Genomic DNA, 22,840 nt, shown 5'->3' with positions numbered 1-22,840 from the left:
TTTCAGGAAATACGGACTTTTAGTTTGCTGGTGATATCGTGAAAGATCTCGACATCTGCGGCAGAAAACAGGATCATTTCTGTGTAGAACGGAAACTCACTTCTTTCGTCATCCCATAACAACTGGTTAACTTTTTTGATCAGAGAGATCGCTTCAAAGTAAGCATCCTTCTCATCGACGTAAAGCGACTTATCTATTTCGGAAATATAATTCCGGTTTTTGAGCTGGGATCGTTTTTCAGGCTTGTACTTTTCCGCATTAAAAAGCCGGATCAGTACATTCATATCAAAGGCATTCATTTTGGAATTCCTTCCACCGGGGATGGGGAAAAAATGAGAACCTGCCTCCTGTGAGAGCAATACCCAATTTAAAGAATAGATCACCCTGCTGTCGTAAATAATATTCTTCTCGGGAAACATGAACATTCCTGCTTTAGATAAACTGGGCAGGCGGTCATAAGCAGGCTTTTCACTGTTGATAAACTTTATAAGCGATGGGATCGTGCTTTCTTCTTTAGCACCTTTTATTCCTCCCCAATCCCTGATGATCCACATGCAGAGTGCATTGAAAAGAGAAGGATTATACTCAAAATTCTCCTGTAGCTTATCGCGCAGGATAAATTTAAGCTTCACCTCTTTTTCATAAAGACTTAATTGATTGAGCTCGTAGATCTCCTCATAGGAAAGTACTTCAAGGCGATTTAATCCCTGAAGGTCTGCTGTCCAGCTATAAACTTTGGGCAGGTTTTCAACAAATCGCCGGAGATACCCGGCAATTTTTTCCGCATCAAAATTATAGCTGCCCGAACTCATGAGGTTGAGTCTTAGATACGCTTCATTTGCTGCTGCATCATTTTTATCTGATCGGTCAGCATATTCTGTTTATCCAGTTTTTTTGCTTCGTTAAGAAGAGTAGTGGCCTCTCTTTTGCGTCTTTTCTGCATCGCAATCCCGGCAAGACTAAGCTTTGCCATTGCAACGTCGTAATCCATGGTGAGGCCGAGTTTAAGCGCTTTTCTGAAATATTTTTCAGCCTGGGTCAGATTGGTTTGGGAATAGATGATCCCGTGCATATAGTTGTAGTATCCCTGCTGCTTGGTAATTAAAGCCGTTTCGGGATTCTTGATCTTATTGAGCCATTTTTGTACCCCTTCAAAGTCCTGCTTTCTCATTCTCAGGAAAGCGAGTAAAATAAATTCATTTCTAAAGTAAAGGAATACGAATACCAAAGAAATTAAGATAAGAAAGATACCATTGCCAATACTTCCCTCAATAAATTGCCATACGGCAAGCCCTATAATAATAGCAGCAATGATTAATTTAAAATTCTTGTTGAACATAAAAATTATTTGATCAAATTGTACGTGATTTTCGATTTAATTGTAGTGGGAATATCTTTATCCCCGATCTGTGATATTTTTGAACTCCCTTTAGCAAAGGCTTCTACCACCATTTCCTTCAGGAATCCGTTTTTAAGATTTGTAATGAGTTTGGTCTCCTGTGTCCCTTCAAGCACCATACTTACATCCGGTTCCTCCAGGTTCATTTTTACTTTGGCTTTTCCGGTGATCACGGCTTCGATAGAATCTACCGAATGCAGTTTCCATGTACTATTGGCTGAAAGCTGACCTGTATAGGTGTTCTCCCACCGGTCGTTTACCTTGACTTCCTTGTCCGGGTAGAAAAACGTCATTTGCTTATAACTTTCAGACAAGGCTTTGGAACCGTATTCTTTTTCCAGGGAAGTTTTCATAAGCTCCCGGATAAATTCGTCCTTGATATCTGCAGATGTCAGCATATTTTCGATCAGGGAATCACTGTTCTCTACAGAAAGGATGTCCCCGTTCGTTTTCATTTTTATGGTAATGGGATAATTGATCAACCCGTTAAATACTTTTGCCTGCGGATCTTCATTAGAGGCGGTGGCATCTATTTTAACCATTTCACCTAATTCACTCGATCGCATAGAGAGTTTAAGATCCAGAAAAACCATCTCTATTTCATAACTATCATCCAGGACTTCCTTTACGGTAAAATTCATGGTCCCTACTATATTATTGGTAACCTCTTGCTTATTGCCGAGGATCTCCTGGGTAATTACTTGCATGGAGTGTTGCTGTACTTTAAAAACATCGTTCTTCTTTAGCTTATAGCAAAGAGAAACCTGGGCATTTCCTTGTAAAAAAAGAAGACCTGCCAACAGAAAAAAGTATATTTTCTGAATGTTCATAAAAATAGGGATGTATTTCGGAGTGCAAAGGTAAGAAAAACTAATGTAAATATTTTTTAAATTAGGTTTGTCAAAGTAAAAACTCTTTGTATATTTGCGCCGCACTTTTAGTGAAGGAATCTCGACACATAATTCGGATAAGAAATTTTTAAGAAGATTTAAGATATTTTAAAATGAAAAGAACATTTCAGCCCTCAAAGAGAAAGAGAAGAAATAAACACGGTTTCAGAGAAAGAATGGCTTCTGCAAACGGAAGAAAAGTGCTTGCTCGCAGGAGAGCAAAAGGAAGAAAGAAATTAAGTGTTTCCTCTGAGCCAAGACATAAGAAATAATGATCAATAGATTTTTATAATATAAAGGTGTTACTTTTTTTAGTAACACCTTTTTTTTATACTTTTTAAGTTCCTAATTTTTATAATTTACAGACACACAGAAAAATGCCAAAAAGAAAAGATCTCAATTCCGTTTTAATTATTGGTTCTGGCCCTATCATCATTGGTCAGGCATGTGAATTTGATTATTCCGGTTCTCAATCTTTACGTTCCCTGAGAGAAGATGGAATAAAAACGATTCTTATTAACAGTAATCCGGCAACGATCATGACCGACCCATCTATGGCCGATCATGTTTACCTCAAACCGCTTACCACTAAATCTATTATTGAGATCTTAAAGGAACACCCCGAAATAGATGCAGTTTTGCCAACCATGGGAGGGCAAACGGCTCTTAACCTCTGTATTGAGGCAGGAGAGAAAGGGATCTGGGAAGATTTCGGAGTAGAGATCATAGGAGTAGATATAGACGCGATCGAAATAACAGAAGACAGGGAAAAGTTTAAGGAACTATTAAAGACTATCGATATTCCTGTGGCACCTGCAAGAATTGCTACTTCCTTCCTTAAAGGAAAAGAAGTTGCGCAGGAATTCGGATTTCCCCTAGTTATTCGACCTTCCTTTACCCTGGGAGGAACAGGAGCTTCTTTTGTTCACACGGAGGATCAGTTTGATGAATTACTGACCCGCGGCCTGGAAGCTTCACCCATTCACGAGGTGCTTATCGATAAAGCCCTGTTAGGATGGAAGGAATACGAATTGGAATTATTAAGGGATAATAACGATAATGTTGTTATTATCTGTAGTATAGAAAATATGGATCCCATGGGGATACATACCGGTGATTCCATCACTGTGGCACCTGCAATGACACTTTCTGATACGACCTATCAGAGAATGAGGGATATGGCCATTAAAATGATGAGAAGTATCGGGGATTTTGCCGGAGGATGTAACGTACAGTTTGCAGTGAGCCCGGACGAAAAAGAAGATATTATTGCGATCGAGATCAACCCGAGGGTTTCCAGATCTTCCGCACTGGCATCTAAAGCAACCGGATATCCGATCGCCAAGATAGCAACCAAACTAGCTATCGGTTATACCCTGGATGAGTTGGATAACCAGATCACCAAATCTACTTCAGCTTTATTTGAGCCTACCCTGGATTATGTGATCGTTAAGATCCCGAGATGGAATTTCGATAAGTTTGAAGGATCTGAAAGGGTACTTGGACTTCAGATGAAATCTGTTGGAGAAGTAATGGGGATAGGGCGTTCTTTCCAGGAAGCCCTGCATAAAGCCACCCAATCACTTGAAATAAAGAGAAACGGACTCGGAGCAGACGGAAAAGGATATAAGGACTACGATCAGATCATTGATAAATTAACCTATGCCAGTTGGGACAGGGTGTTTGTGATCTACGATGCCATTCAAATGGGGATCCCGCTTAGCAGGATACACGAGATCACCAAAATAGATATGTGGTTCCTGAAACAATACGAAGAACTGCACTATCTGGAAAAAGAAATAAATACTTACACCATAGAATCCCTTCCGAAAGATCTTTTACTGGAAGCCAAGCAAAAAGGTTTTGCCGACAGACAGATCGCCCATATGCTGGGATGCTGGGAAAGCGAAGTGTATAAGAAAAGAGAAGAAGTCGGGGTAAACAGGGTGTACAAACTGGTAGATACCTGTGCCGCTGAGTTTAAAGCGATGACACCTTACTACTATTCGACTTTCGAAGCTGATATCGAAACCACAGACGGAAAAAGATATGTACATAACGAAAGTGAGGTAAGCGATAAAAAGAAAATTGTAGTTCTCGGTTCCGGACCTAACAGGATAGGACAGGGGATAGAATTCGATTACTGCTGTGTTCACGGAGTTCTGGCGGCTGCCGAATGCGGATATGAAACCATCATGATCAATTGTAACCCTGAAACGGTTTCCACCGATTTTGATACTGCAGACAAGCTGTATTTCGAACCTGTTTTCTGGGAGCATATTTACGATATCATCCGCCATGAAAAACCCGAAGGGGTTATTGTACAGCTAGGAGGGCAAACAGCTCTTAAGCTGGCGGAGAAACTTAATAAATACGGGATCAACATTATCGGTACCAGCTTTGATTCTCTGGACCTGGCAGAAGACAGGGGGAATTTCTCAACCCTGCTGAAAGCAAATGATATTCCTTATCCGGAATTCGGAGTGGCTGAAACGGCAGACGAAGCCCTGGCACTTGCAGATGAACTTGATTTCCCGATCCTGGTAAGACCTTCATATGTATTGGGAGGACAGGGAATGAAGATCGTGATCAATAAAAACGAACTGGAAGAGCATGTGGTAGACCTGCTTCGTAAGATACCGAATAACAAACTCCTGCTGGATCACTACCTTGACGGAGCGATCGAAGCGGAAGCTGATGCGATCTGCGACGGGGAGAACGTTTATATTATCGGGATCATGGAGCATATAGAGCCCTGTGGAATACATTCCGGAGATTCAAATGCAACCCTACCACCGTTCAACATCGGAGAGTTTGTAATGCAACAGATAAAAGATCACACCAAAAAGATTGCCCTGGCATTGAATACGGTGGGACTTATTAATATACAGTTTGCTATAAAAGATGATGTTGTTTATATCATTGAAGCAAATCCGAGGGCTTCGAGAACGGTACCTTTTATTGCCAAAGCATATAAAGAGCCTTATGTGAATTACGCTACCAAGGTGATGCTGGGCGATAAAAAAGTTACCGATTTTGACTTTAAGCCTGAACTGGAAGGTTATGCCATCAAACAACCGGTATTCTCTTTTAATAAATTCCCGAGAGTAAACAAAAAGCTCGGACCTGAAATGAAGAGTACCGGAGAGAGTATCCTCTTTATTGACAGCCTTAAAGATGACGATTTTTACAATCTTTACTCCAGAAGGAAGATGTATTTGAGTAAATAAAAAGTCACATCGAGCGCAGTCGAGATGCCTTAAAAAAAGGCCTGTAAAGTTCTCGACTGCGCTCGAACTGACACCTAAAACACTTCAAATTGATTTTTTATCGTTTTAAAAATCAATCTTAATATTATAATCAGATAATTTGTTAAGGGATTCTTCCGAGCTTAGATCAAGCCTGGTGTTACTTTGCTTGCGCTCTTTTTTAGATTCCATCCGTTTTATGGCTTTCAGGAAGCGGTGAACTTCTTTTTCATTTTTGAGGATAAGTCCGGGTACCTGAGTGGTCTTGCCATCTTCATTTTTAGCGACCATGGTAAAATAGGAGGAATTACAATGCTTAACGTATCCGCTCTGTATATTTTCTGATTCTACGCGAATTCCTACCACCATAGAACTTCTACCCACGTAATTAACGGAGGCTTTCATAGTGACCAGTTCCCCGATCTCTATAGGATTAAGGAAATCTACCGTATCTACCGAAGCAGTAACGCAATAGGCTCCCGAATGTTTGGAAGCACAGGCAAAAGCAATCTGATCCAGAAGGGAGAGGATATAACCCCCATGGATCTTCCCGCTAAAATTGGAATGTGAAGGAAGCATCAGCTCGGAAATAGTAACCTGAGATGCTTCAACCGTCTTATGACTGAAATTAGGTTTCATCTTTTTGAGGTATTTGCTAAACTAGTCGTAAAAAGACAGGGAACCTTTAATCGTCGTTTTCGTTGGCCTTCTTTAAATACTGTTCCGGAAGCGCTTTCTTGGCTTTAGCTCCCATTTTTTTAAGTTTTTCCACCGAAGTGATCAGGTTTCCTCTTCCTTCGAACAATTTGTTCATCGCTGCGGCGTAATTGCCTTTTGCTCTGTCCATATCTTTCCCTACAGCCGTAAGATCGACCATAAGATTATGGAATTTATCATAAAGCGCTCCTGCTTGTCGGGCAATTTCTATAGCATTTCGCTGTTGTTTCTCGTTATTCCACATAGAATCTATCGTCCTTAATGTGGCTAAAAGGGTAGTGGGGGTAACGATCACGATATTTTTCTCAAAAGCCCTGGAATAGAGTGCATTTTCCTGGTCCAGTGCCACGGCAAATGCAGGCTCTATCGGAATGAACATCAATACAAAATCCGGACTTTCCATTTCGTAGAGGTCTTCGTATTTCTTTTCGGAAAGCTGCTCTATATGGCGTTTAATGGAGGAAATATGTTCCTTGAGATATTCCTGTTTCTCATTACCTTCGGTATTGGCGTATCGCTCATAGGCGGTAAGGGATACCTTAGAATCGACGATCATTTTCTTCCCGTCAGGCAGATTAATAATCACATCGGGAAGGACCCTGCTGCCATCGTCTCTTGTAAAACTCTGTTGTACAGTGTACTCCCTGTCCCTTTCAAGTCCACTCTTCTCCAATACCCGCTCCAGCACCAATTCTCCCCAGTTACCCTGCATCTTGCTGTCGCCTTTCAGGGCTTTGGTAAGGTTGATGGCCTCTTTGCTCATTTGTTCATTAAGGTCCTTTAAACCCAGGATCTGCTGCCTCAGAGCTGCATGATAATCTATACTCTCCTTGTGAGTTTCCTCGACCTTCTTTTCAAACAATTGTATTTTTTCCTGAAGGGGATTCAGGATCGTCTTGATATTTTCCTTATTCTGTTCCGTGAACTTAGCCGATTTCTCTTCCAGGATCTTATTGGCCAGGATCTGAAAATCCTTGGTAAATTTTTCCTGGAGTTGCTCTACTTCTTCCTTTTGCTCCCTGTTCTTGGCCATCAGGTTCTCGAATTCGGTATTCCTTCTGGCGAGCTCCAGGTTTAAAAAATCCTTCTCCTTTCTGATCTCTTCCTTCTCCCGTAACTCCTCATTCACTTTAGTCTCCAGGTTATTTACAGAAGACCTCAGTTGAGATTCCCTTTCCTGTAACATGCTCTGACTGGATCCGGTTTTTAAACGCTGAATATAAATCCCCAGTAAAACTCCCAGGCCTATGGAAATAAAAGCGACAATAATTAGTAAAACAGATTCGGACATTAGATATTTTGATTTGATGTAAAGATAGAAGATTGTAATTATTTTTTCTACCCAAAAAGTGCTTACTTATTAACTTTAAAAGTTCCGGAAGCTTTATCGAAGTTGATCAGATCTGTGGGGAATAACTCTGAGAAACTCCCGCTTTCAATAAGAGTTGCAGGTTTTCCAAAGCTGATCTTGTCTTCGGTCATGACCAGCATTTTATCACATAACTGTATGGCCAGGTCTATTTCGTGAGAAGAATAGAGAATGGTCTTTTGAGTTTTATGTGCAATTTCTTTTAGGAGCTTAAGGATATAAGCTTTGTGATAGATATCGAGGTGGGTTGTGGGTTCATCCAGGATAATAAGAGCCGTATCCTGGGCCAGGGCTCTTGCGATCATGGTCTTTTGCAACTGACCGTCACTGAGCTCAAAGCACTTTTTATTTTTGATCGCTTCGATATTGACCAGACTCAGGGCATTTTTAATTTTTTCTTTATCATTCCCGGTCAGAGAACCTATCCAGTTGGTATAAGGCTGCCTTCCAAGGGCAACCACTTCGGTGACCGTTAAATTTTTGGAAGGGATCTGTTCGGTAAGTACCAGGCTTAATTGCGAAGCCAGCTCTGTGGGCTTGTAATTTTCCAGGCCTCTTCCTTTCAGATCTATACTACCGCCTAGTTTTGGCTGCACCCTGGCCAGGGTTCGTAAAAGCGTAGATTTTCCCACTCCGTTAGCTCCCACAACAGAAACCAGTTCTCCTTCTTCCAGGGAAAAGTGAATATCAGCTGCTATTTCCGAGCTGCTTTTCCGGCTTTTGTACCCTATAGAAAGTCCTTCTACTTTTAAAACGCTATGTCCCTTTTCTTTTTCGATCGGTATAAAATTAAAAACTGAACGATTTATATATCTAAAATATCATTTTTCTTTTCCTTATCAGCAACCAGATAACTACCGGAGCTCCTACCAGGGAGGTAATAGCATTTATAGGCAGGGTAAATTGGCTGTTAGGTAACTGTGCAATAGTATCACATACCAGCATCAGAATAGCTCCATACAACAGAACAGCGGGAACCAATACCTTATGATTCGGCGTATTGAATATCTGCCTGGTAAGATGCGGAACCGCAAGCCCGATAAACGCTATAGGGCCGGCAAAAGCTGTAACACTTCCGGCCAGCAGACTGGTAGCAATAATGATCATATAACGTGACCTTCTGATATTCAACCCAAGGCTTTTGGCATAGTTCTCTCCCAATAGCAAAGTATTTAAGGCTTTCAGGGAAAAAATACTTAAAAGAAGGCCTGCGATGATGATAATTGAAAATACTCCCAATTGTACCCAGCTGAGGTTCCCCAGGCTTCCCAGCGACCAGAAAATATATTGTTGAAGGCGTTCCGAATCACTAAAATGCGAAAGGACGTTTACCACAGCAGTGGTAATACTTCCGAACATAAGCCCGATGATCAGGATAGCCATGGTATCCCGTACCCGGCCTGCCACCAGCATAGCTGCCATCAGAACTACAAAACTCCCGATACTGGCTGCGGCCGCCAGAGAGAAACTCCCGGTGAGGGTAAATGAAAACCAGGTTCCGAAAAGCGAGGATCCCAAAATAAGTAAAGCTACTCCCAGACCGGCACCGGAGCTGATCCCCAGTACAAAAGGCCCGGCCAGCGGGTTCCTGAAAAGTGTCTGCATAAGCAAACCACTCAAAGACAGGCCTCCTCCAACCAGAATGGCTGTTATAGCTTTGGGAACACGGTAGTCGGTAATAATATATCGCCAGGTCTCTTTTTCGACTTCTCCTCCGGTAAGTGCGTTAAAAACGGCTTTTACGGGAATGGATACCGAACCCAGGCTGATATTGATAAAAGCAACCACAACCAGTATAATTGTCAGGAACAAAAACCAATACCTGTATGTTAATGTCGATCTCAAGGATTAAGCGGCTTAAAGAAATATGGCTGGTAATCCGGAAGAATGCCCGGATGCAGGATACTGATCAGGTCTTTCAGGATAATATCAGGTCTGTTGGGACCTAATTCATAATACAGAATGCCTCCCGTATCTCCTGTAGTAAGACTGAAAGTGTATACCTTTTTATTTTTAAATGCTTCAAAACGCGTATAGTGCTCATTGGTTTCTCTAAGCTGATCGTAGGAATTAAAGCTGTTCGGTGCAATCCAGTATTCGGCACCTTCTCCTTTTTCCAATACACTTTCTATACTTAATGACAGGCTTCCCGTTCCGCTGGTATCCTTCCAGAGATAATCACAATTGGCATCTGCAAGAAAGGAGGCAGCCCAGCTATCCCCGGCAGGAATATACCAGATATCCCTATACATGGCCCCGCTGATTACTGTTGGTTTGCTGGTTGCCATTTTGGCCAGCTCCCTGGCCTTCTGGTATTCGGATTCTATATTATTAAAAATACTGTCTGCTTTATCCTCCAGCTTAAAGAAAGGAGCAAAGAACTTGATCCATTCGGCTTTACCTAAAGGGGTCTCCTCAACCCAATCGCCGTTGTAAAGCACCGGAATGCCTGATTTCTGGATAGTTTCATAGGTTTTGTTCTGATCGTTGATGGAAAAACCAACGACCAGATCCGGTTGAAGATCGATCAGAACCTCCGTATTGATAGATTCATTGCTTCCGATCTCCTTTACTTTTCCACTATACACATTCTGACGCGTTTTTTCGGATGAGATGTATTTGGTTGATGGAAAACCTACAAGTTTATCTTCAATACCCAGGGCTTCCAGAGAAGGGATATGAGTGGTTGAAGTAACTACCAGTTTCTCAACCGGAATGGGAACAATAGCATCATAAGCATCCTTTGGAAGTGTCATAGCTGCAAGTTTATCCCGCTCCACAAGTGCATATTTAAAACTTCTGTTACTGTTCGGCCAGGGAGACTTTACTTCGATTACCGTCATATGAGCGTATTTCTCTATAGTAAACCCTTTGGCGTATTCTACTGCAATAACTTCTGTTTCAGTAGAAGGTAACAGGCTTTCCGTATCTTCTTTTTTTTCGGTCTTACATGAAAAAAGAAGAAAGAAGACAGGAATAATGGTCAGGAATGCTCTCATTGATATACTGCGAATGCTTTATTTAATTGGTTATTACTTTTCTGTTTTTAAGATCGTATTTGTCTCCGGATCTCAGGAAATAGAACTGTGCGTTTTTTTCTGGCAAATTCTTAAGATTGCTGCCTTCGCGCGACCAGAAGGAGCTGTCGTACATCAGAACATAACTGGCACCCAGAACTTCAAACTGGTCGTTCTGAACAATTATCGCCGTATTTTCATCGATCCCTATCCCCAATAACTCAGGTTTTTTCTTTAAGATCGTAAAAAGATCGAACTGGCGGTTTCTTGCCAGCACATGCTGATCTATGGCTACGTTTTGCAGGAAACCGAAGCCTGCTTCGTGATCTCCCATCATGATCTGATTATTTCTGGTGTCACCTCTTGCCAGGTAAGACCCCTGAATAGTTGCCCCGGCAGATGAACCTCCGATCACTCCACCGCGTTCCAGGACTTCCCAGAATAATTTCTCTGCCTTTGTCCCTGCATAGGAATCAACCAGTCTCCACTGGCGCCCGCCTCCGAACCAGACTCCCTTTGCATTTTTTAAAGGAGCAACAAAAGCATCTGTATTGGCAACTTTCGGATCCGCAGTGTGAAGTACCGTTACATTGGTAGCTCCGTGCCTCTTTAAAAATGCCGCCGAACGTTCGTCGTAACTATCTCTTCCGGCAGCTGTGGGAATCACCACTATAGGAGCATCTTTCCCTCCGGCCAGCTCAATAAAGCGCTCAATAATATTACTTGAAAGCCTTCCGCCTCCAACAATTACAAGACTTCCCTTTTCAGGACCTTTTACGGTTGCGGTACTGCCGTTCTGGGCATTTAAAGCAAGGATCCCGATCAGGGAAAATGCTATAGACAGAATATTTGTTTTTAATTTCATAGCGTTGGATTTTAGTGTTATCAAAACTACATAAATTTATTCTCTAATAGATAATTTGGATACTACAGTTAAATTTCCTTCTTCCTTTTTGAGTTTTATGACATCGCCATAAGTGAGTTTTATTTGAAAGGAATCTTTTAACTCTATTCTGAGAATGTGAGAGAGCAATGCCCTTATCACCCCGGCATGAGTTACTATAATGACATTTGTATCCTGTTTTTGCATCACTTCATTCAGAAAAGAAATACTTCTGGAAGCCAGTTGCGTATAAGATTCTCCTCCGGGGACGATTTCATCAACAAAATCAGTCATCCATTTATCGAGCTCCTTTTTATTGATCGCATCCCAGTTCTTAAGCTCCCATTCGCCGAAATTGAGTTCCATTAAACGCTTATCGGTAATAATAGTACTCCCGATCTTTTCAGCCAGTTTGTAGCAACGTTTCAACGGACTTGAATAGATCAGATTATCGGGAGACATCGTTATTCGGGAAAGAACATCACCTGCTTCCTGCTTAAAGGTTTCCTCCAGTTCCAGGTCGGCTTGTCCGTAACAGGTCCCTTTTTCTATCCGGGGAGTAGTGTGTCTTATCAGATAAATTTCCATAATGCTATGAGACTGAGGTAAAAAACTACTTCGCTTAATTGCTGTACTGCCCCCGCACAATCGCCGGTCTGGCCTCCAAGCCATTTTTTAAACTTACCACCCAGGTACATTTTGGAGAGGTAAACCGGAATAAGAACCACAAAAATAAACGGGCTTTTAAAAAAGAAGAGTGGAAGAATACCGAATAAAGCGCTTACCAGTAACATGGAAACCGTCATGCTTTTAGCGGCGGGTTTTGCCTTGCTGTCATCCGTGTCCCTTACATAGGGATGTGTAAAGATCAGGGTAGTAGCTATAAACCTGCTCAGGCTGTGACCTGCAATGATACTTAAAGGAATATAAGAAGGATCTATCTCCTGCAAAGCTGTAAACTTGATAAGTAACAGCAGACTGAGCCCCATTACCCCGTAAGTTCCCAAACGGGAATCTTTCATGATAAGCAGGATCTTTTCTTTGGTCCATCCGCCTCCGAAACCATCGCATACATCTGCAAACCCGTCTTCGTGAAAAGCTCCGGTAAGATAGATGGTGGCTACCATACTTAGCAATACCGAAACAGAGACCGGAAAAACAAAGGAAGAACCGTAAAAAACAAGAGCTCCGAGACCTCCCACAATAAGCCCAACCAACGAAAAATACCTGGAACTTTTTGACAGGTATTCCGGAGAGTGATCCACCCATTTAGGGCAGGGGATACGGGTAAAGAACATTATAGCGGTCAGGAAAATATGGATCTCTTTTTTCATTGGTTCTGAATCTATGATTTTGTACTTACTCCGGCACTGTCAAAACTGGCCATTTCATTTAAAAAATTAACGGCAGATCGCAGTAATGGCAGGCATAAGGCGGCTCCTGTTCCTTCTCCCAAACGAAGGCCTAAATTTAAAACAGGTCTGACCCCTAAAAATGAAAGGATACTTTCATGCCCTTTTTCGCTGGAGGTGTGCGCAAACATACAATAGTCCATACAATTCGGATGCATGGCCCTGGCTGCCAGGAGAGCGGAACTAACAATAAATCCATCTATCAGAACGATCATTTTTAACTCGGCAGCTTTTAAAATTGCTCCACATAACATGGCTATTTCAAACCCTCCGAACATTGCTAAAGCTTCCAGAGGAGAAGAAGGTTGATGTTTATTAAAAACGGAGGTAAGAATCTCTCTCTTTTTTGAGATCCCTTCAGAGTTTAAACCCGTTCCTGCGCCCACACATTCCTCTATGGGAATTCCGGTAAAATAGCTCATTAACAAGGATGCGGAAGATGTATTGGCTATTCCCATTTCACCAAAACCAATAGTATTGCTTCCGTTCTTAAATGCCTGTTCTACGATCTCACCTCCCTTTCTCAAAGCCTTTTCGCATTGCTCTGCACTCATGGCAGATTCTTCCTGATAATTCTTCGTCCCGTAATCTATTTTACAATCGATAAGATGGGGAGTATCGAAATTGTGATTCACTCCGGCATCTACGATCTTTAAATCCGCATTATTCGTACGACTGAAGACATTAATGGCAGCCCCTCCGTTGATAAAATTATACACCATCTGGGAGGTGACTTCCTGTGGAAAAGGATTTACTTCGCCTTTTTTGGCTATTCCGTGATCTCCTGCAAAAACTACAATTACAGGTTTTTTTATCTCGGGAGAGAGTGTTTGCTGAATAAGCCCTGTCTGATGAGCTATATTCTCCAGGAAACCCAGGGCACCTACCGGTTTGGTCTTCATATCTATTTTTTGCTGAAGCTCTGCCTCTAATTTGGTGTTTTGCGTGGGTTGTATATCGTATTGGATCATTATTTATTTTAGTTTTAATGGAAGACCGGAAACCATGAGTACTGCGGTATCTGCGTGCTGAGCAATATACTGATTGACCCAACCCTGTAATTCTGTGAATTTTCTGCCTACCTCTGTTTGGGCATGTACTCCCATACCTATTTCGTTGGAAATGATAATAATCTCGGCTTTGACAGAGAAAAGTTTATTTAATTCTTCTTTTGCCTGTTGAAGGGAAAGCTCCGTATCGTTTTTACAATCCACAAAAAAGTTAGTGAGCCAGAGGGTGACACAATCGATGACCACCACTTCATTTTCCTCTATCACACCGGAGAGGAATTTTTCTTCCTCTACAGAGGTCCACCGTTTATCACGGTCATCCTTATGACGATCGATCCTTTTTTGGTGATCTTCATCCCAGATACGGGAAGTGGCAATATATTTAGGGGAGGAAGAAAGCGAGAGGGCCAGGTTTTGGGCATAGCTGCTTTTGCCCGAACGTTCCCCTCCTGTTATATAATGGATCATTCTTTCCTTTTTTGTTGATTTTACTGCAAAGATTATATTTTTTCGGGCCAAAGTGCAAGAAAGAATTTTTAATTATGAAATTGATAGTATATTTGCTGCGAATTTAGGTTCTGATATTTTTATCACTTAAAATATCGGATTAAAAGGGAATCCGGTTAAAAACCGGAGCTGTTCCCGCAACTGTAAGCTCAGTCCCTTTGGGATGTTTGCTGAATATCTAAGACCACTGTCCATACGGATGGGAAGGTTTCAGCAAAACGCAAGCCAGGAGACCTGCCTCGATTCATAAGAATTGTCAAACTTTCGGGATAAAAGTTTGGGTATGGGTAAACTGCATACTTTTTTTCCCTTTTAACGCTAAAAAAATGAATAAAAGAAGTATTTCTTTTGGTGTCCTGGCTTTGCTAAGCGCCGGTATTTTTGCTCAGGAAAAGGAGCAGGAAAAGAAAAAAGTGGAACAACTTGACGAAGTGGTCGTTACCGATTCCCGTTTTGAACTAAAGAGGGAAAACTCAGGAAAAACGGTCATTAAGATCACCGCAGAAGAATTAGAAAAGAACCAGGGGAAGTCTATTTCCGAGATCATCAATGCCAAGAGTGGATTTGAGATCAACGGAAGCCGCAGCAATGCGGGTCAGAACCTCAATTCTTTTGTAAGGGGTGGAAACAACCGTCAGGTTTTGGTACTTATAGACGGGATCCAGGTTTCGGATCCGTCGAATATTGGAGCGGAATATGACCTCCGCCTTATCTCTCTGGATCAGATAGAATCTATAGAGATCATTAAAGGAGCGGCCAGTACGCTTTACGGGAATTCTGCGGCAACCGCGGTGATCAATATCACGACCAAGAAAGCATCCGGTAAAAAAATTGCTGCCACCCTAAGAACGAGCATAGGAACAAACAGATCTCAGGAAGACAGCGATTATAATATTGCTGATTTTTCCCATGCAGCAACGATCAGCGGTACAGCCGGAAAATTTAATTATTTGGGTGGAGTTAGCACTCAATACACGGACGGACTGTCTGCAGTGACCGATCCTAACAATGAGCGCGATCCTTTTTCCAGGGTGAATACAAATCTTAGATTCGGATACCGCTTCAGCGAGCGTTTCTCCCTGAATGTCTATGGAAATTACGACAGATTTGATGCTGCTTTCGATAATGCCTTTCCGATTGAGGACGCCGATTTTAATTTTGAAAGCAGACAGTTCAGAACGGGATTGTCTTCCGAATTCAATTACGGAAAGGGGAGTGTTACCTTAAACGCAGCATATAACACTATTGAAAGGATATTTGAATCGAATTTCCCATCGGAACTTGAAGGAGACAGTTATGTTATTGATGTATTCAATAAATACAATTTTAACGATAAGTTCTATACCATCGTGGGACTGAATTATATAAGGAACTCTGCTACTTTTAGTGAAGAAACAGATTTCTCTATTGTAGATCCCTACGCCAATTTTGTCTGGGTATCGGATTTCGGGCTGACGCTGAATGCCGGAGCCAGATTGAACAACCACAGTGAGTATGGCACAAATCTTACGTATAACCTGAACCCGTCTTATCTTTTTAAATTTAACGGAGATTATCTGAAGCTTTTCGGATCTTTCAGTACTTCCTATATTTCACCTTCTTTAACCCAGTTGTTCGGGAATTTCGGACCTAATCCGAATCTTGAACCGGAAGAAGACAGGACTATAGAAGGAGGAGCGGAGTACAGTTTTGGAGATAAAGTACGTATCAGTGCTCTTTATTTTAACAGAAATGAGGAGAACTTCATTGATTTCGTGATCATCGATTTCAATACTTTCCAGGGAGAATATCAGAATGTAGCTACCGAATTTACAGTACAGGGAGCTGAGGTTGAGTTATCGGCTAAACCTTTTGACAAGGCTACATTTAGTGCAAACTACACCTTTACGGAACAAAAAGACAGGGTAGCTGTTCGTATCCCGAAACACAAGGCCAATGCTTCTTTTGGTTACAACTTTACCGAAAGGACTTTTGCTTCTGTAAATTATCAGTATACCGGAAACCGTATAGATACCGATTTTTCAACCTTTGAGAATGTCGAATTAGAATCTTTTTCTATTCTGGACCTTTATTTCAGCCATCAAGTGCTTGAAAACAAGCTAAAGGTATTTGCTAACGTGGGCAACCTTTTTGATGAAGAATATACTGAGATCATTGGTTTCACAACACGTGGAAGAAACGTGAGAATCGGAATGTTACTCAATTTATAAGAATATTGAGGGAGGGTCAATTTTTTAGAGTTAGTTGAATTTTATCCTCAAAAAAAGCCCTGACATACTTAGTCAGGGCTTTTTTATTGGTGTTAATCTGGATTTATTAACGAAAGTCTTTTAAATTCAGGATCATATCATCTTTATGCATTTCTCCTTTTTTGTATTGTATCTCTTCAAGACGAAGAATACTACCATCTGCAGCCTGAATTGAACTGCGTCCGGTTCCAGTGATTTCCTGTATAGCTCTGGCCAGTAGTGGCTCGTTTACATCACCCAGGATACCGAAATTGGTGAAGTCTTCCCTCAATTCCAGGTCAGGATCGAGTCCGTCTGCAAACTCAGATTCGCCGTTAACATTCACTTCTATCAGTACCAGAGGCTGCATTGCATAGTTGTGCGTTGCGGTAACGCCATTATCGTCAAAATCATCAAAATCGCTTCTTCCATCCGGATTTTCAGAATCCAGAACAGTTACGGAAGCCTGGAATTTCCCTCTTGTGGGGGTCCCTATTTGAACGATATCTATATAAGGTCTTAAAGAATTGATCACTAATTCACTAGCAGAAGCAGAACTTCCCGTGGTAAGTACATAGAGCCTGTTTAAGCTTAGACTGTTAAGCGGAGTTCCGTTCCTGGTAGTAGTCCTGAAGTTATTTACAAGGTTTGCCGGGAAATTATCTTCAAAGAAGGCCTGAAGATCACTGTTCCAACGCTCCGTAGAGAAAACTTCTCCACTGAACTGACCTGCAATCAGACTTCCAAGAGTAACTGCAGATAGTACGGAACCTCCTCCGTTATAGCGCAGATCGAGGATCAGATCGGTAACATTATTGTTCCTTAAATCTCCGAAAGCGTTATTTAACTGCTCGTCAAAATCGGCTCTGAAACCATTGTACATAAGGTATCCCACATTTTGCCCGCCTACATCCAGCGTAGTGGAAATAAAAATAGGATCCTCCGTAATTACAGCTTTGGCAACGGTTACTTCTTCTCCGGTAGGAGTAACATCATTTCCGTCAAAATTAGCCAGGCCGTATGTAATACTTGAATTACTGTTAAAAAGAAGGCCTCCGAAATTAGAATCGGTCAGTTGGGTACCGTCTACCGTATTAAAAATATCTCCTCTTCGTAAAGTACTGCTGGCAGCATCAGAATTGGGAAGGATATAGCGTACGATCCCGAAAACATTGTTCGGATCATTCGGATATCTTACCAGCCCGAATTCTACCCCGCTGTTAAGAGTAGTCCCGTCCAGGACTTGCTCCAGTTCAAAACGGTTATCCGTAATAAAACTGAACTCATCTTCAACACCGGGTTGAAATAAAAGGCTGTTAAAGAGCTCTTCCGGACTGTCAAAACCTTCCAAGAAGGCAGTATACTCTTCATCTGTGGCAAATCTGTCATTAGCCAGATTGGCTACATTGTCCTTATACAAATAGAAGAAATTCATTCCTCTCCATACAAAGTCGTTAATTTCCACTCCGGCCGGGAGCAGGGTAAGATCATCATCTTCATCCGAACAACTGTACGAGAGGACTAAAATTCCAATTAATAAGAGAAAAGTTTTTTTCATCATCATATAAAATTTTTGTTTTTAGGGGTGACAAAAATTTTAGCACATCAACAAACAAAGATATCTATCTGGAAATCAGCTTGTAAATAGTTAATTTTGTTTGGGTTAAAGTCACTAAAAATTATCATCATTGCATTAAAATAGAACTCTAAAATACGTATGTTATTGTTAAATTAAAATTTTTTGTAACAAAATTCAATATCGCTCGTCTTCCTTTTGTAATGCGATATGAAAGCATTATTTAAAACTAACCATAAATGAATCAGGCTGATTTTTTACATATTGTGATGCCTTTTAAAGATAAGGTGTTTAGATTGGCAAAAAGATTACTCGTATCTAACGAAGAAGCAGAAGATGCAACTCAGGAGATACTTTTAAAATTATGGTCTAAGAAAGAGCAGATAGAAAATTATGCAAATGTGGAGGCTTTTACAATGACAATGACCAAGAATTTCTGTCTGGACAGGTTAAAATCCAAACAGGCCAATAACCTTAAACTGGTACACAGCAATTATAAAGATGAAAGTGTATCTCTGCAAAAGCAGGTAGAAGCAAAGGACAGTATGAGCTGGATGGCAAGGATCATGGAAAAACTGCCCGAGCAACAAAAAATGGTATTACAATTAAGAGATATTGAACAATACGAATTTGAAGAAATAGGAAAGATGCTGAATATGAAGCCGACGGCGATAAGAGTGGCACTTTCCAGAGCACGAAAAGCAATTAGAGAAGAATTAATTAAAAAACATAACTATGGAGTTAGCTAACATAGAAAAATTACTGGAAAAATATTTCGAAGCTAAGACGACTATAGCCGAAGAGAAAGCACTGCAAACGTACTTCTCACAAGATGAGGTAGCTCCTCACCTTGAAGACTATAAGCCGATGTTCGATTACTTTTCAGTTGCCAAGGAAGAACAGTTTACCAGACACGTTCCATTAAAACCTGAGAGAAAAAGTATTTATAAGTGGATTTCGGTGGCAGCGGCAGCAGTTCTTATTTTGGGAGTTTATTTTAGTCAATCGCCTATTGGAGTACAACCAGACCAACCTTCATATACTGAGGCTGAATTAAAAACAGCCGAAAAGGCATTGGCTATGTTATCTATCAACCTTAACAGGGGGGTAGAAAAAGTGGAGCACCTCGACAATTTCAACAAAGGAGCTGTAAAAGTGAACCACCTCGATGAATTTAAAACGAATACTAACAGATTTTTGAACAAAAAACAGTAAAAACGAGAAAAATGAAAAAAGTAATTTTAATCATATTAATAGCGGTAATGCCGTTAGTTGGATTTAGTCAATCTATCTTTGATAAATACGAAAACCACGATGAAGTAGCTTTTGTAAGTATCAGCCCTAAAATGTTTAAATTGCTTTCAGGGATCAGTGCAGAATCTGATGACCCGGAAGCCCAGGCATTCTTCGATCTTGTGAACAGTATTACCAGCTTTAAGGTAATCACCACAGAAGACGGACCTATTGCCAAGGATATTCAGGGATGGGTAAGCTCACATTTAAGAAGCGCTTCCCTGGATGAGTTAATGAGAGTGAGAGAAGGAGATTCTAACGTAAGGATCTATGTACAGGAAGGAAAAGATGAGCATCATGTAAAAGAATTACTGATGATCGTTACCGGAATGAAGGACGTTAATGTAAACGGAAAGAATTTTGAAACGGTACTTCTTTCTCTTACCGGAAATATAGATCTTAGAAAGATCGGGGAATTAACTGATAAAATGGATATTCCCGGGGGAAAGCAGCTAAAAAAAGCAAGCAAAAACAGATAGAAATTAATATAACACTATACCAATGATCCAATACGTGATAATGAGAAGTCTCAAGTTTTTTATAGGCCTGCTGGTTGCCATGCTCTTCCTGAGCTGTAGCAACGGAACAAGTCTCCAGAAATACTATGTAGACAGCATGGAAAAGCAGGGGTTTAATGCCGTAGACCTACCGATGAGCTTTGTAGATTTCTCGCAGATTGAGGATCTGAGCCCGGAACAGCGCAAAGCTTATGAATCGGTTAAAAAACTGAATATTCTGGCCTTTTTAGTCAAAGATGACAATAAGGAAGAATACGAGCTTGAAAAACAAAAGATATTCGATATCCTTAAGGATGAAAAATATCACGAGCTGATGAGAGCAGGAAGCGGTTCAACCAAAACCGTGGTAAAATACCTGGGAGAGGAAGATGCTATAGATGAGGTGATCCTGTTCGGGACAGATAAACAATTCGGATTTGCATTGGTAAGGGTTTTAGGAGAAAATATGAACCCGGAGAACATCGGAGAATTTATGAGAGTCATTAACAATAATATAAATAATGCCGATGTTGATGGGGAAGGAATTAATCAATTAATGAACAACTTCTTCGGAAGATAATTATTGGTGTTAATGTTAGTAATAGAAAAATCCCGCTCATTGAGCGGGATTTTGTTTTTTATTTAGAAAGATCCTTTCTGAAAAAAATACCTGCTACAAAAATGATCCCGGCTATGATCAGCACAACGGTATTCCAGTTATCCGAAATATCGAATAGCCTGAAGGTGATGCCTAACAGGAAACCGATAACCGCAATAACAGCAAGTATGATAAGGACTTTTCTTCTCATCTTCAGATCCCGGTATAGTTAGCCGGAGATATTAACTTTAATTCGTCCTTTATTTCGTTGGAAACATCCAGAGTATCTATAAACTGAGAGATCGATTCCCGGGTAACCTTTTCATTGGTTCGGGTAAGGCCTTTTAAAGCTTCATACGGATTCGGATATGCTTCTCTTCTCAGAATGGTCTGTATAGCTTCGGCTACAACGGCCCAGTTATCTTCAAGATCCTGCTCAAACTTGGATTCATTGAGCAATAACTTGTTCAGACCTTTCAGGCTGGACTGAAAACCGATAAGGGTATGACCGAATGGAACACCTACATTTCTCAATACCGTACTGTCGGTAAGGTCTCTCTGAAGCCTGGATACCGGAAGTTTGGAAGACAAATGCTCAAAAATAGCATTTGCGATCCCCAGGTTCCCTTCAGAATTTTCAAAATCTATCGGATTTACTTTATGCGGCATAGCTGAAGAACCAATTTCACCTGCCTTGATCTTTTGCTTAAAGTAATCCATAGAGATATAGGTCCATATATCTCTGTCCAGGTCGATCAGAATAGTATTTATTCTCTTCAAGCCGTCAAATACTCCTGCTACATGATCGTAATGCTCGATCTGAGTAGTAGGGAAGGAGTGATGCAATCCCAGTTTCTCTTCTACGAATTGTGTTCCGAAAGCTTTCCAATCGATAGCAGGATAAGCGATCTTATGCGCATTGAAGTTTCCGGTAGCTCCACCAAATTTAGCAGCATAAGGCACTTGCTGTAATAATTTTATCTGCTCCTCTATCCTCGTAACAAAAACCTGAATCTCTTTTCCTAAACGGGTTGGAGAAGCCGGCTGTCCGTGTGTACGTGCCAGCATGGGTATTCCTGCCCACTCGGTTGCCAGTTCTTTAAGCTTGTCCAGTACCGATACCAGCGATGGCATATACGATTGTTGTAAAGCTTCTTTAATAGATAAGGGAATAGCAGTGTTATTGATATCCTGAGAAGTAAGTCCGAAGTGGATAAACTCCTTGTAATCGGCTATATTAAGCTGATCGAATTTATTCTTGATAAAGTACTCAACCGCCTTAACGTCGTGATTGGTGGTTTTTTCAATCTCTTTTATTTCCAGTGCATCCTCAGTAGAAAAATCGCTGTAAATAGCTCTGAGGTCATCAAATAGGGAAGGATCAAAAGACTTGAGCTGGGGAAGCGGAATATTGCAAAGTGCTATAAAATATTCTATCTCTACCAATACTCTGTATTTTATCAGGGCTTCTTCCGAAAAAAAATCTGCCAGTGAATTGGTTTTCCCCCTATATCTACCATCAATCGGTGAAATAGCGTTGAGTTCTGTGAGTTGCATTGTGTTGTTTTTTTAGAGCGTCAAAGATACTTGTTAAGAACGGAATACGAAAAACAGAGGGCTTATTATTTATTAAGTTTTTTTAAAATTTTCCCTGCAGCGGCCTTATATGCAGCCGAATGATCCGGAATACGTTGTACAAGTATCATTTTCAGCTCGGGATATACCCAGTCGTATTTTTTACCAAGCTCATAGAGGCAATAGATGGCATAAGCTTTGGCGGCTACTTTTTCATCGTTAATGAGCCAGTCAAAACAGGCTTCGGTAATCTTTTCGAGTTGTTCCCCGTCCAACTCTTTCCTAAAAACAGAAGGTTTCTTTGAAAAATGATCCTTTACCATCATCAGGCAGATCTTTGCTACCGGCCGGATAGAAGAATCCAGTTTAAATCGCTGCAGATTATCAATAAAAAGGCTGAGATGAGGTTGTATGAGACTCAGATCACTGTCGCAAACAAACTCCAGAACCCAGCAGGCTTTACTGGATAAGGGGTCATTAAATCTGTAACACATCTTGAGAAGCGGGTGCAGAAGTGAGGGGTTCATTACAACTTTCTCTGCGGCATCAAGGCGGGTCTTTCGATATGCCTTTAATTCTTCAATCTCTTTTATAAAATGATTTTGATTCACGCTTTAAAAT

General features: G+C 41.0%; 24 protein-coding genes and 1 riboswitch. Of the genes, 7 read left to right on the top strand and 17 right to left on the bottom strand.

Annotated features, from left to right (window positions below; translation table 11 throughout):
• Nucleotides 1–2 precede the first annotated feature (2 nt).
• The 3 genes from GWK08_RS00930 to GWK08_RS00920 are packed head-to-tail and all read right to left on the bottom strand — an operon-like array spanning nt 3 to nt 2,229.
• On the bottom strand, nt 3–812 hold the full coding sequence (locus GWK08_RS00930) for a hypothetical protein (RefSeq protein ID WP_163605030.1): 810 nt from the start codon (nt 810–812) through the stop codon (nt 3–5).
• An 11-nt stretch (nt 813–823) separates the two neighbouring features.
• Entirely contained in the window at nt 824–1,339 is a 516-nt protein-coding gene (locus GWK08_RS00925; RefSeq protein WP_163605029.1) for a DUF2892 domain-containing protein, read from the bottom strand.
• 5 nt (nt 1,340–1,344) lie between these two features.
• On the bottom strand, nt 1,345–2,229 hold the full coding sequence (locus GWK08_RS00920) for a DUF6263 family protein (RefSeq protein ID WP_163605028.1): 885 nt from the start codon (nt 2,227–2,229) through the stop codon (nt 1,345–1,347).
• Nucleotides 2,230–2,402: 173 nt separating this feature from the next.
• On the opposite strand from GWK08_RS00920, the gene rpmH reads away from it, so the two are divergent.
• Nucleotides 2,403–2,561: a 50S ribosomal protein L34 gene (gene rpmH, locus GWK08_RS00915; protein ID WP_088342410.1), complete on the top strand. Its 159-nt coding sequence runs from the start codon at nt 2,403–2,405 to the stop codon at nt 2,559–2,561.
• Nucleotides 2,562–2,666: 105 nt separating this feature from the next.
• Nucleotides 2,667–5,519, top strand: a complete 2,853-nt coding sequence (carB, locus tag GWK08_RS00910) for a carbamoyl-phosphate synthase large subunit (protein ID WP_163605027.1) — start codon at nt 2,667–2,669, stop codon at nt 5,517–5,519.
• 105 nt (nt 5,520–5,624) lie between these two features.
• Here the strand turns inward: carB and GWK08_RS00905 are convergent, their stop codons facing one another.
• The 10 genes from GWK08_RS00905 to GWK08_RS00860 all read right to left on the bottom strand — a co-directional run bounded on the left by GWK08_RS00905 (nt 5,625) and on the right by GWK08_RS00860 (nt 14,413).
• The gene (locus GWK08_RS00905; RefSeq protein WP_163605026.1) at nt 5,625–6,176 is read right to left on the bottom strand and encodes an acyl-CoA thioesterase; all 552 of its coding nucleotides are present in this window, start codon (nt 6,174–6,176) and stop codon (nt 5,625–5,627) included.
• A gap of 46 nt (nt 6,177–6,222) precedes the next feature.
• Entirely contained in the window at nt 6,223–7,545 is a 1,323-nt protein-coding gene (locus GWK08_RS00900; RefSeq protein WP_163605025.1) for a DNA recombination protein RmuC, read from the bottom strand.
• 62 nt (nt 7,546–7,607) lie between these two features.
• Nucleotides 7,608–8,402 (bottom strand): ABC transporter ATP-binding protein, encoded by a 795-nt coding sequence (locus GWK08_RS00895; protein ID WP_163606274.1) that lies wholly within the window; start codon nt 8,400–8,402, stop codon nt 7,608–7,610.
• Nucleotides 8,403–8,436: 34 nt separating this feature from the next.
• Nucleotides 8,437–9,468: a FecCD family ABC transporter permease gene (locus tag GWK08_RS00890; protein WP_163605024.1), complete on the bottom strand. Its 1,032-nt coding sequence runs from the start codon at nt 9,466–9,468 to the stop codon at nt 8,437–8,439.
• Nucleotides 9,465–10,622, bottom strand: a complete 1,158-nt coding sequence (locus GWK08_RS00885; protein WP_163605023.1) for an ABC transporter substrate-binding protein — start codon at nt 10,620–10,622, stop codon at nt 9,465–9,467. The genes GWK08_RS00890 and GWK08_RS00885 overlap by 4 nt, the downstream gene beginning before the upstream one ends.
• A 22-nt stretch (nt 10,623–10,644) precedes the next feature.
• Entirely contained in the window at nt 10,645–11,505 is an 861-nt protein-coding gene (locus tag GWK08_RS00880) for a cyanophycinase (RefSeq protein WP_163605022.1), read from the bottom strand.
• Between the two features lie 36 nt (nt 11,506–11,541).
• Nucleotides 11,542–12,111 carry an alpha-ribazole phosphatase gene (cobC, locus tag GWK08_RS00875; protein WP_163605021.1) on the bottom strand — a complete coding sequence of 190 codons (570 nt, stop codon included), beginning with the start codon at nt 12,109–12,111 and terminating at the stop codon, nt 11,542–11,544.
• Nucleotides 12,096–12,857, bottom strand: a complete 762-nt coding sequence (locus tag GWK08_RS00870) for an adenosylcobinamide-GDP ribazoletransferase (protein ID WP_163605020.1) — start codon at nt 12,855–12,857, stop codon at nt 12,096–12,098. The genes cobC and GWK08_RS00870 overlap by 16 nt, the downstream gene beginning before the upstream one ends.
• A gap of 11 nt (nt 12,858–12,868) precedes the next feature.
• Nucleotides 12,869–13,906: a nicotinate-nucleotide--dimethylbenzimidazole phosphoribosyltransferase gene (cobT, locus tag GWK08_RS00865; protein ID WP_163605019.1), complete on the bottom strand. Its 1,038-nt coding sequence runs from the start codon at nt 13,904–13,906 to the stop codon at nt 12,869–12,871.
• A gap of 3 nt (nt 13,907–13,909) precedes the next feature.
• Nucleotides 13,910–14,413 carry a bifunctional adenosylcobinamide kinase/adenosylcobinamide-phosphate guanylyltransferase gene (locus GWK08_RS00860; protein WP_163605018.1) on the bottom strand — a complete coding sequence of 168 codons (504 nt, stop codon included), beginning with the start codon at nt 14,411–14,413 and terminating at the stop codon, nt 13,910–13,912.
• Nucleotides 14,414–14,501: 88 nt separating this feature from the next.
• A riboswitch (cobalamin riboswitch) is annotated at nt 14,502–14,708 on the top strand.
• Between the two features lie 70 nt (nt 14,709–14,778).
• On the opposite strand from GWK08_RS00860, the gene GWK08_RS00855 reads away from it, so the two are divergent.
• The gene (locus GWK08_RS00855) at nt 14,779–16,662 is read left to right on the top strand and encodes a TonB-dependent receptor plug domain-containing protein (protein ID WP_163605017.1); all 1,884 of its coding nucleotides are present in this window, start codon (nt 14,779–14,781) and stop codon (nt 16,660–16,662) included.
• A 106-nt stretch (nt 16,663–16,768) separates the two neighbouring features.
• On the opposite strand, the gene GWK08_RS00850 is transcribed toward GWK08_RS00855, so the two are convergent.
• Nucleotides 16,769–18,241: a S41 family peptidase gene (locus GWK08_RS00850; RefSeq protein ID WP_204335979.1), complete on the bottom strand. Its 1,473-nt coding sequence runs from the start codon at nt 18,239–18,241 to the stop codon at nt 16,769–16,771.
• 254 nt (nt 18,242–18,495) lie between these two features.
• Here GWK08_RS00850 and GWK08_RS00845 point away from each other — a divergent pair, with 254 nt between their 5' ends.
• The 4 genes from GWK08_RS00845 to GWK08_RS00830 are packed head-to-tail and all read left to right on the top strand — an operon-like array spanning nt 18,496 to nt 20,626.
• The gene (locus tag GWK08_RS00845) at nt 18,496–19,005 is read left to right on the top strand and encodes an RNA polymerase sigma factor (protein ID WP_163605015.1); all 510 of its coding nucleotides are present in this window, start codon (nt 18,496–18,498) and stop codon (nt 19,003–19,005) included.
• On the top strand, nt 18,992–19,471 hold the full coding sequence (locus GWK08_RS00840) for a hypothetical protein (protein ID WP_163605014.1): 480 nt from the start codon (nt 18,992–18,994) through the stop codon (nt 19,469–19,471). Before GWK08_RS00845 ends, GWK08_RS00840 begins: the two co-directional genes overlap by 14 nt.
• Nucleotides 19,472–19,482: 11 nt before the next feature.
• Entirely contained in the window at nt 19,483–20,028 is a 546-nt protein-coding gene (locus tag GWK08_RS00835; RefSeq protein WP_163605013.1) for a DUF4252 domain-containing protein, read from the top strand.
• 40 nt (nt 20,029–20,068) lie between these two features.
• Complete coding sequence (locus GWK08_RS00830) at nt 20,069–20,626, top strand: DUF4252 domain-containing protein (RefSeq protein WP_163605012.1); 558 nt, start codon at nt 20,069–20,071, stop codon at nt 20,624–20,626.
• 58 nt (nt 20,627–20,684) lie between these two features.
• Here the strand turns inward: GWK08_RS00830 and GWK08_RS00825 are convergent, their stop codons facing one another.
• From GWK08_RS00825 to GWK08_RS00815, 3 genes are all read right to left on the bottom strand, one after another.
• Nucleotides 20,685–20,855 carry a hypothetical protein gene (locus tag GWK08_RS00825; protein ID WP_163605011.1) on the bottom strand — a complete coding sequence of 57 codons (171 nt, stop codon included), beginning with the start codon at nt 20,853–20,855 and terminating at the stop codon, nt 20,685–20,687.
• Between the two features lie 2 nt (nt 20,856–20,857).
• Nucleotides 20,858–22,201 carry an adenylosuccinate lyase gene (gene purB, locus GWK08_RS00820; protein WP_163605010.1) on the bottom strand — a complete coding sequence of 448 codons (1,344 nt, stop codon included), beginning with the start codon at nt 22,199–22,201 and terminating at the stop codon, nt 20,858–20,860.
• Nucleotides 22,202–22,266: 65 nt separating this feature from the next.
• The gene (locus GWK08_RS00815) at nt 22,267–22,830 is read right to left on the bottom strand and encodes a hypothetical protein (protein ID WP_163605009.1); all 564 of its coding nucleotides are present in this window, start codon (nt 22,828–22,830) and stop codon (nt 22,267–22,269) included.
• Between the last annotated feature and the right edge of the window lie 10 nt (nt 22,831–22,840).

The sequence above is a fragment of the Leptobacterium flavescens genome (assembly GCF_010671605.1).
Taxonomy (GTDB): domain Bacteria; phylum Bacteroidota; class Bacteroidia; order Flavobacteriales; family Flavobacteriaceae; genus Leptobacterium; species Leptobacterium flavescens.
The sequence above is the reverse complement of the archived record's forward strand: the minus strand, read 5'-3'. Positions and strand labels throughout refer to the sequence as shown.

Excerpts from the sequence above, each read along its gene's own strand:
- GWK08_RS00930 (WP_163605030.1), bottom strand. The coding sequence starts at position 812 with ATGAGTTCGGGCAGCTATAATTTTGATGCGGAAAAAATTGCCGGGTAT.
- GWK08_RS00925 (WP_163605029.1), bottom strand. The coding sequence starts at position 1,339 with ATGTTCAACAAGAATTTTAAATTAATCATTGCTGCTATTATTATAGGG.
- GWK08_RS00920 (WP_163605028.1), bottom strand. The coding sequence starts at position 2,229 with ATGAACATTCAGAAAATATACTTTTTTCTGTTGGCAGGTCTTCTTTTT.
- rpmH (WP_088342410.1), top strand. The coding sequence starts at position 2,403 with ATGAAAAGAACATTTCAGCCCTCAAAGAGAAAGAGAAGAAATAAACAC.
- carB (WP_163605027.1), top strand. The coding sequence starts at position 2,667 with ATGCCAAAAAGAAAAGATCTCAATTCCGTTTTAATTATTGGTTCTGGC.
- GWK08_RS00905 (WP_163605026.1), bottom strand. The coding sequence starts at position 6,176 with ATGAAACCTAATTTCAGTCATAAGACGGTTGAAGCATCTCAGGTTACT.
- GWK08_RS00900 (WP_163605025.1), bottom strand. The coding sequence starts at position 7,545 with ATGTCCGAATCTGTTTTACTAATTATTGTCGCTTTTATTTCCATAGGC.
- GWK08_RS00885 (WP_163605023.1), bottom strand. The coding sequence starts at position 10,622 with ATGAGAGCATTCCTGACCATTATTCCTGTCTTCTTTCTTCTTTTTTCA.
- GWK08_RS00880 (WP_163605022.1), bottom strand. The coding sequence starts at position 11,505 with ATGAAATTAAAAACAAATATTCTGTCTATAGCATTTTCCCTGATCGGG.
- cobC (WP_163605021.1), bottom strand. The coding sequence starts at position 12,111 with ATGGAAATTTATCTGATAAGACACACTACTCCCCGGATAGAAAAAGGG.
- GWK08_RS00870 (WP_163605020.1), bottom strand. The coding sequence starts at position 12,857 with ATGAAAAAAGAGATCCATATTTTCCTGACCGCTATAATGTTCTTTACC.
- cobT (WP_163605019.1), bottom strand. The coding sequence starts at position 13,906 with ATGATCCAATACGATATACAACCCACGCAAAACACCAAATTAGAGGCA.
- GWK08_RS00860 (WP_163605018.1), bottom strand. The coding sequence starts at position 14,413 with ATGATCCATTATATAACAGGAGGGGAACGTTCGGGCAAAAGCAGCTAT.
- GWK08_RS00855 (WP_163605017.1), top strand. The coding sequence starts at position 14,779 with ATGAATAAAAGAAGTATTTCTTTTGGTGTCCTGGCTTTGCTAAGCGCC.
- GWK08_RS00850 (WP_204335979.1), bottom strand. The coding sequence starts at position 18,241 with ATGATGAAAAAAACTTTTCTCTTATTAATTGGAATTTTAGTCCTCTCG.
- GWK08_RS00845 (WP_163605015.1), top strand. The coding sequence starts at position 18,496 with ATGAATCAGGCTGATTTTTTACATATTGTGATGCCTTTTAAAGATAAG.
- GWK08_RS00840 (WP_163605014.1), top strand. The coding sequence starts at position 18,992 with ATGGAGTTAGCTAACATAGAAAAATTACTGGAAAAATATTTCGAAGCT.
- GWK08_RS00835 (WP_163605013.1), top strand. The coding sequence starts at position 19,483 with ATGAAAAAAGTAATTTTAATCATATTAATAGCGGTAATGCCGTTAGTT.
- GWK08_RS00830 (WP_163605012.1), top strand. The coding sequence starts at position 20,069 with ATGAGAAGTCTCAAGTTTTTTATAGGCCTGCTGGTTGCCATGCTCTTC.
- GWK08_RS00825 (WP_163605011.1), bottom strand. The coding sequence starts at position 20,855 with ATGAGAAGAAAAGTCCTTATCATACTTGCTGTTATTGCGGTTATCGGT.
- purB (WP_163605010.1), bottom strand. The coding sequence starts at position 22,201 with ATGCAACTCACAGAACTCAACGCTATTTCACCGATTGATGGTAGATAT.